The organism is Enterovibrio gelatinilyticus (assembly GCF_028683095.1).
GTDB lineage: Bacteria > Pseudomonadota > Gammaproteobacteria > Enterobacterales > Vibrionaceae > Enterovibrio > Enterovibrio gelatinilyticus.
On sequence record NZ_JAJUBC010000013.1, the window covers coordinates 20,502 to 35,341 of the forward strand.

At 46.3% G+C, this 14,840-nt stretch carries 14 protein-coding genes; 9 read left to right on the forward strand and 5 right to left on the reverse strand.

Annotated features, from left to right (window positions below; translation table 11 throughout):
• Positions 1-45 precede the first annotated feature (45 nt).
• The 4 genes from LRP50_RS12525 to LRP50_RS12540 all read left to right on the forward strand — a co-directional run bounded on the left by LRP50_RS12525 (position 46) and on the right by LRP50_RS12540 (position 4,420).
• A complete protein-coding gene (locus LRP50_RS12525; protein ID WP_274164804.1) occupies positions 46-603 on the forward strand; it encodes a TRAP transporter small permease subunit in 558 nt (185 codons plus the stop codon).
• The gene (locus tag LRP50_RS12530) at positions 596-1,912 is read left to right on the forward strand and encodes a TRAP transporter large permease (protein ID WP_274164805.1); all 1,317 of its coding nucleotides are present in this window, start codon (positions 596-598) and stop codon (positions 1,910-1,912) included. The genes LRP50_RS12525 and LRP50_RS12530 overlap by 8 nt, the downstream gene beginning before the upstream one ends.
• Before the next feature lie 76 nt (positions 1,913-1,988).
• Complete coding sequence (locus tag LRP50_RS12535; RefSeq protein ID WP_274164806.1) at positions 1,989-2,495, forward strand: gluconokinase; 507 nt, start codon at positions 1,989-1,991, stop codon at positions 2,493-2,495.
• 311 nt (positions 2,496-2,806) lie between these two features.
• On the forward strand, positions 2,807-4,420 hold the full coding sequence (locus tag LRP50_RS12540) for an AMP-binding protein (RefSeq protein ID WP_274164807.1): 1,614 nt from the start codon (positions 2,807-2,809) through the stop codon (positions 4,418-4,420).
• A gap of 118 nt (positions 4,421-4,538) precedes the next feature.
• Here the strand turns inward: LRP50_RS12540 and LRP50_RS12545 are convergent, their stop codons facing one another.
• The gene (locus LRP50_RS12545) at positions 4,539-4,826 is read right to left on the reverse strand and encodes a hypothetical protein (RefSeq protein ID WP_274164808.1); all 288 of its coding nucleotides are present in this window, start codon (positions 4,824-4,826) and stop codon (positions 4,539-4,541) included.
• A 116-nt stretch (positions 4,827-4,942) separates the two neighbouring features.
• On the opposite strand from LRP50_RS12545, the gene gcvA reads away from it, so the two are divergent.
• Positions 4,943-5,863 carry a transcriptional regulator GcvA gene (gene gcvA, locus LRP50_RS12550; protein ID WP_274164809.1) on the forward strand — a complete coding sequence of 307 codons (921 nt, stop codon included), beginning with the start codon at positions 4,943-4,945 and terminating at the stop codon, positions 5,861-5,863.
• Between the two features lie 191 nt (positions 5,864-6,054).
• Here the strand turns inward: gcvA and LRP50_RS12555 are convergent, their stop codons facing one another.
• A complete protein-coding gene (locus LRP50_RS12555; RefSeq protein WP_274164810.1) occupies positions 6,055-6,432 on the reverse strand; it encodes a nuclear transport factor 2-like protein in 378 nt (125 codons plus the stop codon).
• Between the two features lie 126 nt (positions 6,433-6,558).
• On the reverse strand, positions 6,559-7,116 hold the full coding sequence (locus LRP50_RS12560; RefSeq protein ID WP_274164811.1) for a dienelactone hydrolase family protein: 558 nt from the start codon (positions 7,114-7,116) through the stop codon (positions 6,559-6,561).
• A gap of 342 nt (positions 7,117-7,458) precedes the next feature.
• On the opposite strand from LRP50_RS12560, the gene LRP50_RS12565 reads away from it, so the two are divergent.
• A complete protein-coding gene (locus tag LRP50_RS12565; protein ID WP_274164812.1) occupies positions 7,459-8,514 on the forward strand; it encodes an HlyD family secretion protein in 1,056 nt (351 codons plus the stop codon).
• Between the two features lie 43 nt (positions 8,515-8,557).
• Here the strand turns inward: LRP50_RS12565 and LRP50_RS12570 are convergent, their stop codons facing one another.
• Both LRP50_RS12570 and LRP50_RS12575 read right to left on the reverse strand, forming a co-directional pair.
• Positions 8,558-10,225, reverse strand: a complete 1,668-nt coding sequence (locus tag LRP50_RS12570; RefSeq protein ID WP_274164813.1) for a sensor histidine kinase — start codon at positions 10,223-10,225, stop codon at positions 8,558-8,560.
• 93 nt (positions 10,226-10,318) lie between these two features.
• Positions 10,319-11,071: a response regulator transcription factor gene (locus tag LRP50_RS12575; protein ID WP_274164814.1), complete on the reverse strand. Its 753-nt coding sequence runs from the start codon at positions 11,069-11,071 to the stop codon at positions 10,319-10,321.
• Positions 11,072-11,492: 421 nt separating this feature from the next.
• Here LRP50_RS12575 and LRP50_RS12580 point away from each other — a divergent pair, with 421 nt between their 5' ends.
• From LRP50_RS12580 to LRP50_RS12590, 3 genes are all read left to right on the forward strand, one after another.
• Positions 11,493-12,485, forward strand: a complete 993-nt coding sequence (locus LRP50_RS12580; protein WP_274164815.1) for an ABC transporter substrate-binding protein — start codon at positions 11,493-11,495, stop codon at positions 12,483-12,485.
• A 183-nt stretch (positions 12,486-12,668) separates the two neighbouring features.
• A complete protein-coding gene (locus tag LRP50_RS12585) occupies positions 12,669-13,568 on the forward strand; it encodes an ABC transporter permease (RefSeq protein WP_274164816.1) in 900 nt (299 codons plus the stop codon).
• On the forward strand, positions 13,561-14,832 hold the full coding sequence (locus LRP50_RS12590) for a quaternary amine ABC transporter ATP-binding protein (RefSeq protein WP_274164817.1): 1,272 nt from the start codon (positions 13,561-13,563) through the stop codon (positions 14,830-14,832). Before LRP50_RS12585 ends, LRP50_RS12590 begins: the two co-directional genes overlap by 8 nt.
• The last annotated feature ends 8 nt before the right edge of the window (positions 14,833-14,840 follow it).

Sequence of the window (14,840 nt, forward strand, 5' to 3'; positions counted from 1 at the left end):
ACCCGAGGAGGGCATTTGCCCTCTTCATTTTTGGGATGAATTGTTATGGATAATAAACCGCCCGCGTCAGTTCAAGCGGATGAGAATACGCCGCGCAACCCGCTGGATCGGGCTATCGTTCGCATCGGCGACCTGCTTAGTCTTCTCTTTATTGTCACTGCATTGATTTCTTTCTATGAAGTCGTCATGCGTTATGCCTTCAATGCGCCAACAACTTGGGTACATGAGACCGCTTCCTTCATTGGTGGTGCACTTTTCATTTTTGGCGGCATCTATGCTTTTGCTACCAACAAGCATGTTCGCGTCGTGCTGATTTATGATGCAGTGTCTGCCAAAAAACGCCGCTACCTCAATATTTTCCATCATATTGTCGGTCTTGTGTTTGCTGGCATGCTGGCTTATTCCGCCTACTTCACCGCTGAAGAATCTTGGTTCGCACCTTGGGGCGATCTTCGCCTCGAAACGTCTGGCTCTGTACTTAATGCGCCATACCCCGCCTTGCTTAAAGGGCTACTGTTCGCCGTGTTATGCGTGTTGGTGATTCAATTTACGTTACACCTACTTCAAGAAATCAGCAGTATTAGGAAATCGAAAGATGTTTGAATTGTCTTCAATCGGCCTTGGTTGGGGCAGTATTCTCATGCTCGCAATGATGGTCGCGCTATTGCTCACAGGCATGCAACTGGCATTCGTAACTGGCTTCGTCGCACTATTTTTCACTTTGGGTTGGTTTGGACCGGATGCACTGCCTTTGATTGCCAGCCGTACCTACAGTTTTGTCTCCGGCTATGTGTTTCTTGCTGTTCCCATGTTCGTGCTCATGGCGTCCATCCTTGATCGTTCAGGGATTGCCAAAGATCTGTTTAATGCCATGCGAGTGGTAGGCCGCCGAGTACGTGGTGGTGTCGCCGTACAAACTCTGATGGTTGCCGTTATATTGGCGTCTATGAGCGGCGTGATTGGCGGTGAAACCGTGCTGCTCGGCATTCTCGCTTTGCCGCAAATGCTACGTTTAGGGTACAACCGGAAACTCGCGATCGGCACAACCTGTGCCGGTGGTGCATTAGGCACCATGCTACCCCCAAGTATCGTATTGATTATCTATGGCATGACCGCGAGTGTTTCCATTGGTGATTTATTCAAAGCTTCATTTGTGCCCGCCCTACTTTTAGCTAGCTTCTATGTCGCCTATGTGTTGATCCGCTGTTATCTAGACCCCTCTCTCGCACCTGACTCCGTTCCCTCTGATGCAGAAGAGGAGAAAGAGATCAGTTATATGAAGGCACTGTTTTTCCCGCTGCTTTCTGTCGCAGTGGTGCTCGGCAGTATCTATTCCGGCATTGCATCTGTCACCGAAGCCTCAGCGCTGGGTGTTATTGGCATCATGGCGAGTGCATGGATTCGTGGTGAATTGAATTTCAGCATGATGAGAGACAGCGCCATCGCTACCATGCGCACGTGCGGCATGATCATTTGGATTGGCATAGGGGCAAGCGCCTTAGTCGGCATCTACAACTTGATGGGCGGGATTGATTTTGTAGGCGACGTTATCTTCTCGCTCAGTGGCGGCGGGGCATTATCAACCTTGCTGATCATGATGCTTATATTACTGGTGCTTGGTATGTTTCTCGATTGGGTCGGTGTCGCCTTGCTCACCATGCCTATTTTCGTTCCAATGATCACTGAGCTCGGTTACGACCCTATTTGGTTTGGCGTGGTGTTCTGCCTCAATATGCAAGTGTCTTTCTTGTCACCACCATTTGGCCCTGCGGCGTTTTACCTCAAATCCGTTGCACCCAAAGATATTAGTCTGGGTGAAATCTTCAGTTCTTTGTTGCCATTCATCGCGCTCCAAATCTGCGTGCTAAGCCTCACCATTGCCTTCCCTCAGCTCGCTATGTGGTGGAAGTAATGCAAGCGCATTCCAGTTATACATTCGCATCTTTACGCCGTATGGCATGGATGAAGGTAAGAGGACTATGATTCCCATGAAACCGAAAAAGATACTATTGATGGGCGTATCAGGCTCTGGAAAGAGTCTGATTGGTAGCCTCGTTGCCCAAAGGCTCGATATCCCGTTTTATGACGGTGATGATTATCACCCTGAAGAGAATGTGAAGAAAATGCGTCAAGGAATCCCTTTGAGCGATACTGATCGTCAAGGCTGGCTTCGCACGCTTAATACCTTGTTTATCAAAAACGATGAACTGGTGGTCGCTTGTTCTGCATTGAAAAAAGAATACCGAGATACGTTACGCCAGAACAACGAAGGCATGACCATTGTTTTTCTACGTGGTGATTTCGACACCATTTGGTCACGCCATCAAAAACGCACCGATCACTATTTTAAGGGGCAAGACATGCTGAAAAGCCAATTCGAAACCCTCGTAGAACCTACACAAGATGAAGCCGTTTTCATCGATATCACCCATGATGCTGACGAAGTCGTTAATGCAGTGATGCATGCTATCGGGAAATCGCAAAACTCAAAATAGCCGCTTTATCTTCATTGCAGTCCATTCAAGCACACTAATAAGTGACACCGTCACTTTCTGGTGTGCTTAACGACCACGAAAATTGAAGCCATTCATAAGAAGAACCCTCCGCGTTTTCTTCCTCGATGCGTTGATACTCTCTCTAAAACGATACGAGTTATTTATTATTTTCAATATTAATCAGTGGATTATCTATTAATAGGAGATTGCGAAACCTCTGTGATAATTTTGTGAGATTTGTCAGTTAGATTCTCTGTATCTCTTCATATTGCTCCCAGCAATTTGAAGAGAGCAATGTAAAGGAGAATTCAATGACTGCGACACTTAACTCGATGGCATTTCCACCAACGCCCCCCTCTCTACTCTCAGACGATGAGACCGTCTTTCACATTTCCCCGTTGGAAAGTCTCAACGCGGGCGATGTCCGAAAATTTATCGAATTCGGTCGTGGTTCCAATGAAAAGCCAGCGTTTAACACCCTGAACAGTGCATTCGAACATCATGCTGCCAAGACGCCCTACGCCATTGCGGCGATTCACGGTAATCGTTCTATCTCCTACCAAGAACTTGATAATAATGCTGAAAAACTGGCCACACTACTTCATAAAAAAGGCGTCAAACGCGGTGATTCAGTTGGCTTATTTCTCACGCGATCATTGCCAATGCTCGTGGGCATGCTCGCGTGTTTAAAATTAGGGGCAAACTACGTCCCTCAGCATGCAGGGATAACACCGAATTCACAGTTACAACACATTGCCAATGTTGCCCGTATCAAAATAGTGTTGACCCTCAATCGCCATGAAAAGTACTTACCCGACTTCGGGAACAGCAAAATTATCGCCCTTGATAGCTTAATGAAAACCCGCGCGTTTAATGAACTCAATGTCACTAAAAAGCGGGCGTCTAAACCCAACGATAACTGCTTTATTCTCTTTACGTCGGGAACAACCGGAAAACCCAATGGTGTTCAGGTTACGCACCAAAACGTCTGCAATGTTGTGATGACTTCTCCAGGGAATCTCGGTGTAAAGCCGGGTACGCGCGTCTCACAATTAATGAATATTGCGTTTGATATGTCGGCTTGGGAAATCTATGTCACACTTTGCCATGGTGCCACATTACTGATCCGCGATAGTGTCATCGAAAATACCGCATCAAACGTCGATGTTATTATCGCAACACCTTCCATCCTTGGTCAGATCGCCCCTATCAAATGTCAGGATGTCGCCGTCGTTGCGGTTGCCGGCGAGCCCTGCCCAGAGCCACTTGCTGAAACATGGGGCGAGTTCTGTGATTTCTATAACTGCAGTGGCCCAACAGAAACCACCATCATCAACACGGCTAAATTATATCGCCCTGGAGACACACTCTCCATTGGCAAGCCTACCCCAAACAACACTGTATATATTCTAAATGATGAACTTCTACCCTGTCCCATTGGCGACGTCGGTGAAATGTGGGCAGGTGGCGTCTGTGTCACAAAAGGCTATTTAGCTAACGCCGAACTCAGCCAGTCTCGCTATCGCCCCGATCCCTTCTTAGGCGATGGCCATGTGATGTTTAGAACCCGTGACCTTGCACGTTGGAATGATGACGGAGAGCTTGAACACCATGGACGCACTGATGATCAAGTTAAAGTTAAGGGGTTTCACGTTGAGCTAAACTCTATCTCTTCCGTATTGGAATCAGTGCCCGGCTGTCAATCAGCCGTAACCTTGAAACTGGACAACGACCACCTTGTCGCCTTTGTCACCCCTTCAACCATTGAACAAAAAATGGCCACTGAACATGTCGCGACTTACCTGCCTTACTATTGCGTGCCTGTAGGTGTCATCGCACTTGATCAATTACCACTTACCCCAAGAGGAAAGGTAGATAAATGCTCACTATTAGAAATGTATCAGCAATCTTTCATTCCAAAATAAGTAGCAAACACTAGGTATAACGCTTGGTGCAGCGACCTGTGTAGCGCTATGAGACGCTAATGAAATGCACACTACGTAGGGCGCCAGCGTTCACTATTTTGCAATACTGACGGCCTTCCTATCTTCTGCCTGACTCACGTATTCTCATTGTGTTCAAATCCTTGTTTCTATCAGCAATGGCTTCAATATCCTCTTGCTGCATACCAATGTCCTCCAAAAGGTATGCCGGATAGTCAGCCACTTCACGGTAGATGTTTTCTTTTACTTTCTTAAGTTGATATGCCCGGATTTTTCCTTCAACAGCATTGAACACGTTGAGCAATAAACGGCTAATCAAAGAGGACGTTTGCGCACTTTGATTAAACGGCATGACCAGCAATGTGTGTTTTGCATTCAGTGGTTTCATGTTTCAACCCTCCAGCGTGGATTGCGTTAGATTTTCTTATCCGTTGGTTGATGATGAGATAACCTGCTATGTTCTACAAACGAGCATTCCTTATGTGGAGTTAGAAAATCTAAATCATGGAAATTCACTTACCCCCACTAAACGCATTACGGGCTTTCGAAAGTGTTGCCCGATTACTCAGTATCAAAGCGGCGGCTGAAGAGCTGCATGTCACACCTGCTGCGGTAAGCCAGCAGATAAAGTCATTAGAGAACTACTTAGACGTGCAATTGCTTGAGCGAAAGGTGAGATCGATTGAACTCACTGAAGCGGGAGAGCAACTGTTTCCGTTTATGGAAGAAGGCTTTTCCAAGCTTGAGGAAGGCGTCAGGCAATTACGACGCAGACAGCAAAGTAACGAATTGGTGGTAAGCGCATCTCCCACATTCGCGGCAAAATGGCTTTTGCCAAGGCTAGGTAGTTTCTACAAAGCCTATCCGAAGTATCGACTGCGCGTTGACGCTTGTGAGAGCCTGGTCAATTTTCGCTCCGATGGTGTAGATGTGGCGTTAAGATATGGCGGCGGAGGGTATCCCAATCTCTTCTGTCAGACCTTGATACCCGAAGAAGTGATACCAGTGTGCAGCCCAGCTCTGCTAAACAGCGCTAAACCCTTGCAGAAACCCGATGATCTGAGACATCACATGCTGCTCCGTTCGGCGTGGCAAACCGGTCAACAGAGCGCACCTTGCTGGGGAATGTGGTTAAGGGCGGCAGGTCTCACAGATATCGACCCTGATGCAGGGCACCATTTCTCGTCGGAATTTTTAACTCTGCAAGCCGCCATTGAAGGGCAAGGTGTTGCGCTCACCGCCAAGGCGTTAGTCACGCAGGACATCAACGCAGGAAAATTAGTCTATCCCTTTGGTGAGGACTTCAATCAACTCGTCGCATTCAGCTATTTCTTCGTTTGCCCAGAATCGCACTTACGTTTAAAGAAAGTACAAGCATTCAAGCAGTGGATAGAGAAAGAGATCCAAGACCAATTTAAACTCTAAGCGGGCATCGATACTGATATCAGATAAGGGCAAACAACGTCCTTTCACTATGAACTCTAGATTGTTGCCTAGGTATAAAACATCGCTTTAAGGGTTAAAAATACATTCACGTGAAAACTCACTTAACTGCCAAAATTTAGAAAAAACCAAAAATGGGTCCTTTTAGTCCCCTAGCCATTGTTATATATAAGTTAATACACCTTACTAAGTTGTTTGCGCCACTCAGGTTGTTTGTCTTGAAAAGCCCAATATGTATCCATGTTAGTGATAATCCCGTTCTCCAAGCTCAGGATGCTGGTTGCGTAGAAACTATCATCACAATGTGGGCTGGATACGTATGTCACACTTATGACTTTATTTGTGGTTGTTTCTTCAAGGCTTAACACTTCAAATTTCCAATCAGCACCAAACACTTCATTTACCGCTATATATTCGTCACGTGTCTCGTAATATTCGCGACTTGTAGGCCACACAACTCGTAAATTCTCATGCAATAACGCCTTTGCCTGAACGTATTCGCCACGGCTAAATTTCGCCCAAAGTTCCCTTACTACATCAATGTTACTCATCGAAAATCCTTGGATATTGCAAATTAGAAGTAGTGCCCCCCATAGACGGCATGTGTTTTTTGCGGGTCCAACCCGCAAAGGGGAACATGTTTAATGCGTATATTGTATGCGAGTCCATCCTACACATTAGGATGTGATGTGTACTTCGATTAGCTTTAAACCATATGCTTCTCCGGCTAAGTCGTATGCCGCAGAGCACTTATTCATAAAGCCATGCTGGAAAGAGGTGATTTCAGTATTCACAAGCTCATAAGTTGAAATGTGTTTACTAACATTTTCCACATTAAATGCTCTTTCTGTACAAGGAAAAACGACCTTTGTTGGGATCTGGGGCTTAATATCAAGATGATTTCTTATTTGCGTCGGATAAAAACAAATCGCCTGACGGCAATCTCCACTATCCAAACTAGAAACTCGCCACACCGCACTCGCGCCTGCACTGAAACCTATAATCAGTTCCGGTTTCACTACTGAGATAGATTCTGATACTAAAGATAAGTATTTGTCATGTCCGCACTGTTTAACGAACGCATCATAGGCATCTTGCTCATTTATGAAGCTATGACGCATCCCCTCATAGGGGTCAATAACCTCTAGATCAACGTCAAGATGAGTTAGATGATTGCTTAAGCAATCAATTGATTCACATAGCCCAAAGATATCTGTGACCAATACAACCTTCATTTACATCCTTTCCTTTTGACAGTGGGTCGATCGCACATAACGTTTTGTTTTAAAAAGCGTATCACTAAAGGCAGTTGATCTACGAATGGGAAAGCAAGACAGAGCGGTGTATTTCTACATACTTCACGGATTCCTTTGGATTGAATCCGAGGGTCTCCCCTATCCACCTTCTGTTTTCTCGTTTGTCGCTCTCCGGCAGTTAGCATTGCACAACATAGTTTGCAGAAAAGTTTCTTAACTTAGACAACTTCTTCTGTCTTCCCTTAATAGACTTACAATCCTTGAGTTTCCCCTCTCCCACATTGCCCTTTCGTTAAGGGTTTCGCGATAAGGATTTAAGCGTTGAATAAGGCTCGCCGTTTTACTTGTTTTTTGCTCGTATTCGCTCTAGTGACATGGATTTATGTACAGTGGGCAGAACGCTTCACGCCCATGACTCAACACGGAAGAATCAACGGACAGCTTATTCGCATTAGCCCGCAGGTATCAGGACCAATATCCAGCATTTCTGTCGTCAACAATGCCGAAGTTCGGCGAGGGCAAGCACTACTGAGTATTGAGAGGCGATCGTTTGAGTTAGCCGCGGAATCTGCTCGATTATCGCTAGCAAAAGTGGTGAAGGCGTTCAAAGTAAATTCAGAAGCGATTAGCACGGCGAAAACCAATGAAGTGGCCGCTCGCGTCAGATTGGCCAAGGCAAAACAATACACTGAACGAAATACCTTACTCGCTCGCCGAGGTGTTATCGACCAAGCCCTCCTTAATCGCAGTCAATTAGCATTGAATGCTGCCCAAAATGCGCTGTCCGAATCCACTGCTTCACTAATGAAAGCGTATGAAGCACTTGGTCACAAAGCGGTCAATAGTCTCGCCGTAAAAAGCGCACTCAATGAACTCGACAAAGCGCTGCTCAATCTGTCTTATACCGATATTAAGGCACCCGCTTCGGGCGCAGTGACAAATATCCGTGTGGCAGCGGGAGACTACGCGACCACGGGTCATCCTCTGTTGACTTACCTAAACACTGACCATTTGTGGCTGACTGCGATGGTAAAAGAAATCTCTCTTGGCTATGTCGACAAGGGCACGCTGGTCAAAATAATATTCGAGGCGTATCCCGGCCAGGTATACCACGGAGAAGTCACCTCTATTGGTTGGGGAAGCAGTGGAAATGGTAGCCTGAAAATAGACAGCATCAATGGCTTATTTGAATCGCCAGCAGATATCCAATACCCTCAACGTTTCCCAGTCAATGTGCGATTTTTTGACTTACCTGAGGACGTTACGCTCAGGTATGGCGGGCTGGCAACAGTAAGTTTCTACCCGAGACAGTCTGAGTTTGGTGAGGCGTTATTGGATTTTTGGACATGGGTATGGAGCTATCTTAGCTATGTTTGACGGCATGTTCATTTACATATCGAACAATGCCAGTAATCAGCCATTATTTTTCCTTGAATTGGCTGTCTTCTCCCTGACCTCCTGACACTGTATTGCTTTCGTCGGCGTGGTTCGCTGATGCAGCAAAGGATGGCAAAGGCGTATTCATATCGACGTCCTCCTTAGCAACCATAGCTGGGGTAGAAACGTGATCTTCTTGTTCGTTTTCGATGTTTGATACCTCGACAGAGGGCAATGATGAGTTGAGTTTGGGTTCATCGTCTTCATCCAGCGCAGAGACCACTGAATCGGGAACCGCGCGCACCTCACGTGAGGATGAGCTTGTGATAGAAGACAACTCAAAATAAACGCAAAAACCATGCCCCCACTTTTTTCCCTCTTCCACATCAAGATGTTCAAGTTGGCTTTGATGAAGGCTCAATATAGCTTCGACAATTTTTGTTCCCATGCCAAGCGAACCGAGCACTGCATTTTCATCGACCGCATTTGAAACGCGAAAACCCACACGACGTGCCGCAATGAATACTGTCTCCAACACTATCGTCGAATGCTTTGGGCTATGGCGCACTGCGTTTTCAAGCAAGTTGTCGAAGACTCGATTAATCAGCTGTTCATCAGCAAGAATGGAGCAAGGCGTACTCACGTTAACCGAAACCTGGATGTCTTTTTGTTGCGCCGACAAGACAAAGCGCTCTTTGATTTCTTGAAGTAAGGTGTCAACATCGATCTCTTGGTAAGACAAAACAACTTTTGCTGTAGGCGATCGCGCAGCTTCCAACTGATCCTTTAAATGACGCTGAAGTCGTTGAGCATTGTGATACGCCGTATCAATCATACTTCGACCTTCTTTGTGCTGAATACGCCATGTCTCCAAATAACCAAGTACATTTGCCAACGGCGTTTTTAAATCATGGCTGAGTTGTATCAAATGCTCTCGTCGTTGAGCTTCTTGAATCCGAAGTTGAATAAACTGCTGTTGAATAACCGCCATCATACGCCGATATTGGATAGCCATGTCTTGGAGTTCAGCAGCAGAAAATTGAAGAGGTGGCGTAACGCGAAATTCGGAGGTGGCGGCTTGTTCAATCTGATTCACCATCAGCCTGCCAGGCGTAATAATATGTCGAATGACCATGCGATAGACACCAAATGCAAACAACAATATCGCCACCAGCGCCGCGATAACGACAGGGATATACAGCACCAAGGTGTCTGGATCTAATGGAAGGCTGCGTTGGGAGCTGCCTATCAACACATACAGGTAGCCCGCCACGCTGCCATTTGCATCAATCTGCGCTGCGGAAAACACCTTCTTCCCGTATTGAGATAAAGGGTCATCACCTAAAATCGGAAATGGTTGGTCGTTTAAAAATTGTTGGATCGGTGTAATGTCAATTTGTCTACGCAATACCTGATCAACAGGTGGCCCTGACGTCGTGATATTACCTTTAGGGTCGAGAAAATAGATTTCAAAATCGGGACCAAGCAGCATGAGAGTGTGGAATATGGAAGAGAGAGCTTCCGTGCTGTAGTCATCCCCTACCATCAGGGGGTTGTCATCTCGCATATGCAACGCGAGATCTCTATGAAGTTCTTGTTGTGACCTCAGTTCATTACCCTGCCACAAAGTCACACTCACAAACGTCAGTATCGTCGCACTGATAAAAAACCACACCAAAGTGAATAGCATTAATCGGTGTTTAAACGTCAATATCTCACTCCAAAACCCACCTAAACATCAATCCAACTGCTCTGTCCTGCACTCGCGGCTTGTTCACTAAACAATAGCGCTAAAACGTCATCGTTAAAGTCGTTGTAATGCGTTTGCCTCTCTAAACTTATAGCCTACCCCCCACACAGTATGAATGTACTTCGGCATATCAGGATCACTTTCAAGTTTGCTTCTGAGACGGTTAATCGCGCAGCAAACGGTGTGTCGATAGCCGTCATAATCTGTATTCCACACACGGCTCAATAGCTCATCTTTACTGAATACACGTTCTGGCCTTTTCGCCAAGCAACACAATAGAGAGAACTCTGTGGGCGTTAAATTGATGGTCTTACCGCCCAAGGTGACACTGTGAGTCTCGGTTGAAATTTCCAAGTGATCAAACATCAAGGAGGCTTCATTCTCATCCTCACTTGAGGGCTCTATGACTGCTTCCGAACTGTTTTGCCAGTGATTATGTACTGCGGCGCGTCTCATCAAAGCGCGAACTCTCGCTTGGAACTCAACCACACTGAATGGCTTAGCCAAGTAATCATCCGCGCCAGATTCAAACCCTTCTACCATGTCAGATTCAGAATCCAGTGCAGTCAACATCAAAACAGGGATGCCATTTTGCTTTTGGCGCAGATACTCACAGAAGGTTTTACCATCACCATCGTCCAACCCACGATCTAAAACGACGGCAACAATATTGTTTTCTACCAGCGCTTGATACCCTGCTACCAATGATGTGCCTCTAGTCACTTCAAAGCCCATCACCTTAAGATGCAAAGCAATCAAACCCGAAATATCTGCGTCATCTTCTAAAACTAAAACAGACTGTTGCATAGAAAGCTCCCATTCATCTGCAAATATCCCTACCAAAGAACTGCAGAAGAGCCCTTATATTTCACAAAAACAGATATTTTTGACAAATTCCAGCACGAATCTTTGTTCTGATTACACTATCTTACATTTCATACATTCAGCATCAGGCATCTGACAGTTTCGCTTTTCAAATCATTAAGTTATTGAAATCACATCTCTAGCCCTCTCCCGCAAAATTGATTAGCACGCGAAGCAATTGCGGCTTATTAAGTAACTACACTAAAGAAATTTTGCTGCAAACTTGTTATGATTAACGTCATTGCGCGCATATTTTTCAGTTATTTAAACTGCAAATGGATTGATTACAAAGTGCAATATTCGCGAGATAAATGCTTAGAGCCATATGCATTTATCGTGATTATTTAAATGAGAGGGAACTTCCATGAAAAAACTTCTAACCACTTCATGTCTGCTGCTTTCGGCATTGCCAATGACAAGCATTGCAGCAGAGTGCGGCAAAGTGACTATCGCAGACATGAACTGGAACTCCGCAACCCTCATCGCAAATATTGACCGCTTCATTCTCGCAGAAGGCTACGACTGCGACGCTGAGCTTGTTCCTGGCGACACTATGCCAACCGGAACGTCAATGATTGAGAAAGGTGAACCGGATATCGCCCCTGAATTCTGGAGTAACTCCCTGAAAGCCGCGCTAGATCGTGGTGTTGAGGAAGGTCGACTTCGCTTTGCAGGAGCAGTACTTTCAGACGGCGGTGAAGAAGGTTTTTGGGTGCCAAAATTTTTGGTCGACAAGAACCCTAGCCTAGCGACGATTGACGGCGTTATCGCAAATCGCGAGCTATTCGAGCACCCAGAAGACCCAACAAAATCTGCATTTTACGGCTGCCCTGCTGGCTGGAACTGTCAAATTTCTTCTGGCAACCTGTTCACTGCAATGGGTCTAGAAGACAAAGGTTTTGAACTGATTGATCCAGGCTCAGGCGCTGGTCTTTCAGGCTCTATCGCTAAAGCTTACGAGCGCGGTGAAGGCTGGTTCGGCTACTACTGGGCACCAACAGCGGTACTGGGTAAGTACGAAATGGTAAAAGTGGACTTCGGCTCTGGCATTGATGAAGAACACTTCAAAACCTGTACCACTGATGCTGACTGTTTAGATCCTAAAGTCACCATGTACCCACCGTCAGCGGTTGACACTGTTATCACCGAGAGCTTTGCTCAAAATTCTCCTCAAGCAGTGAGCTACTTATCTAATCGTTCATTCAAAAATGCTGAGCTGAACACACTACTAGCGTGGATGGAAGAGAACCAAGCCGATGGCGAAATTGCAGCACAACACTTCCTCGAGAACCACGAAGATATCTGGGGTTCTTGGGTTAGCGCTGACGTTGCTAAGAAAGTGAAAGCAGCACTTTAATCTCAGAGCAACAAGGGCGGACTGGTTTTCCAGTCCGCCATTTTTCGCGACATATTAAGCAACATTTTTTAAGCAAGACTTTGCGACCAATCTTTCTTAATCTCAAAGAAAGTCGCCACATACCTTTCATTGAAGGGTATAAAGTTTCTCATTATTCTAAAACGCAGAGGACGCTGTACTGTTATGGCAGACAATTCTTGGCTGACCGAATTTCCGGAGATGTCACGCTCCGACCTTCTGGCAATTCGTAAAACACTCGATGGCGCTTACCGCGAATTTTCGCGAAGCTATGGCGAAACTATCGAATCTTTTTTCGACCCACTTCTCCAATTTCTTATCTGGTTTGAAAAACTTCTTCTTGGCACCCCTTGGTGGTTAATGATCGCTGTTCTCGCAGGGGTATCTTACGTTGCCAGCCGTTCATGGAAGCTTTCCGTCGCGGTCATATTCTCATTCCTAGCCATTGGCTATTTCGGTATGTGGGAGGACACTATGCGCACCATGAGCATCATATTGGTGTGTACCATGGTGGCTATCTGCCTCGGCATACCCATCGGCATCGCGATGGCGCGCTCGAACCGCGTTCAATCTGCCGTGACGCCCCTATTGGACGTCATGCAAACCATGCCCGCATTCGTCTACCTTATTCCGGTCGTCATGCTTTTAGGCATTGGTAAAATCCCTGGCGTTATTGCGGTCGTTATTTACGCTATCCCGCCCGTCATTCGCTTAACCAACCTAGGTATTCGTCTCGTCGACAAAGAAGTACTTGAGGCAGCAACGGCTTATGGTGCGAGCCCGACACAACGTTTGTTTGGTGTTCAGCTACCGCTAGCAATGCCCACAATCATGGCGGGTATTAACCAGACAATTATGATGGCACTAGCCATGGTAGTTATCGCTTCAATGATCGGTGTGAAAGGGTTGGGGCAACCTGTCCTTAAATCCATCACAAACCAATATTTTACCCTCGGCTTGATCAACGGCCTTGCTATCGTTGCCCTTGCTATCATTTTTGATAGGGTTTCTCAGAGCTATGCAAAACGCACTCAGCAGCATTTGAGTGGAGGTCACCATGAATAAGCCCAACAAAACACCACTGATTCAGATTAAAGGTCTGTACAAAATCTTTGGTAAAACACCAGAGAAAGTCCTCCCTGATGTGAAAGCAGGAAAATCGAAAGACGATATTCTTGCTGCTACTGGACACACCGTTGGTCTTCAACAAATTGACCTTGATATTGAGCGTGGCGAAATCTTCGTGATCATGGGTCTCTCAGGTTCAGGTAAGTCGACGCTGATTCGTCACTTCAACCGCCTCATTGATCCGACTGAAGGACAAATCATTGTTGAAGGTGAAGACGTCATGAAGCTGGATGACAAAGGTCTTCAGCATTTTCGTCGTCACAAAATGTCTATGGTTTTCCAACGCTTTGGTCTCATGCCGCATCGCACCGTTTTGCAAAACGTCGCCTATGGCTTACAGGTTCAAGGTATCAGCAAAGAAGATCGCGACAAAAAAGCCACTGAGTGGTTGGAGACGGTTGGACTTGCGGGTTACGAGCAACAATACCCTTCCCAGTTATCGGGTGGTCAGCAGCAACGTGTTGGCCTTGCTCGCGCCTTGTGCACGGACGCTGAAATCCTTCTCATGGATGAAGCGTTTTCGGCGCTCGACCCACTGATCCGAAGCGAAATGCAAGATCAGCTGATTGAACTTCAAGAAAAGCTTCAAAAGACGATCATCTTCATTACGCATGATCTCGATGAAGCCCTTCGCCTCGGCGATCGAATCGCGATTCTGCGAGACGGCAAGCTTGTCCAACAAGGCCGTCCGGTGGATATCCTACTCGACCCTGCTGATGACTACGTCGAAGCATTCGTTAAAGATGTCAACCGCGCGCGAGCGCTGACTGTTGATACCGTTATGCAACCCCAAAGCCTTCGCATTAGTGCCGACACCATTGGTGAAGCTCTCGCTCAAATGCGCAGTGCCAAGGTCGAGCACGGCTACTATGTCAACGACGATGGTTATCAAGGGGCATTGTGCATCGACAAACTAGAATCTGTCGATACATCTCGTCATGACGACGCCATTGATGACAAAGTCTTAGAGGATTTGCCAGGCATTCAATCCGACGCACTCATTGAGCACGTAATCCCTGACACCATTGAGCATGAATTACCGCTTCCTGTGCTGGATCAAGACGGTGAACTTCAAGGCCAGCTTTCTCGTGAAAGTGTTGTAGAAGTATTGAGTGAGCAACCAGCAGCTAACGGTGCTGAAGCTGAAAAATTCAGCAAACCTACCAATACAGACACTGACGAAACCAAGGCATCAGCTTAGTAAAAGCC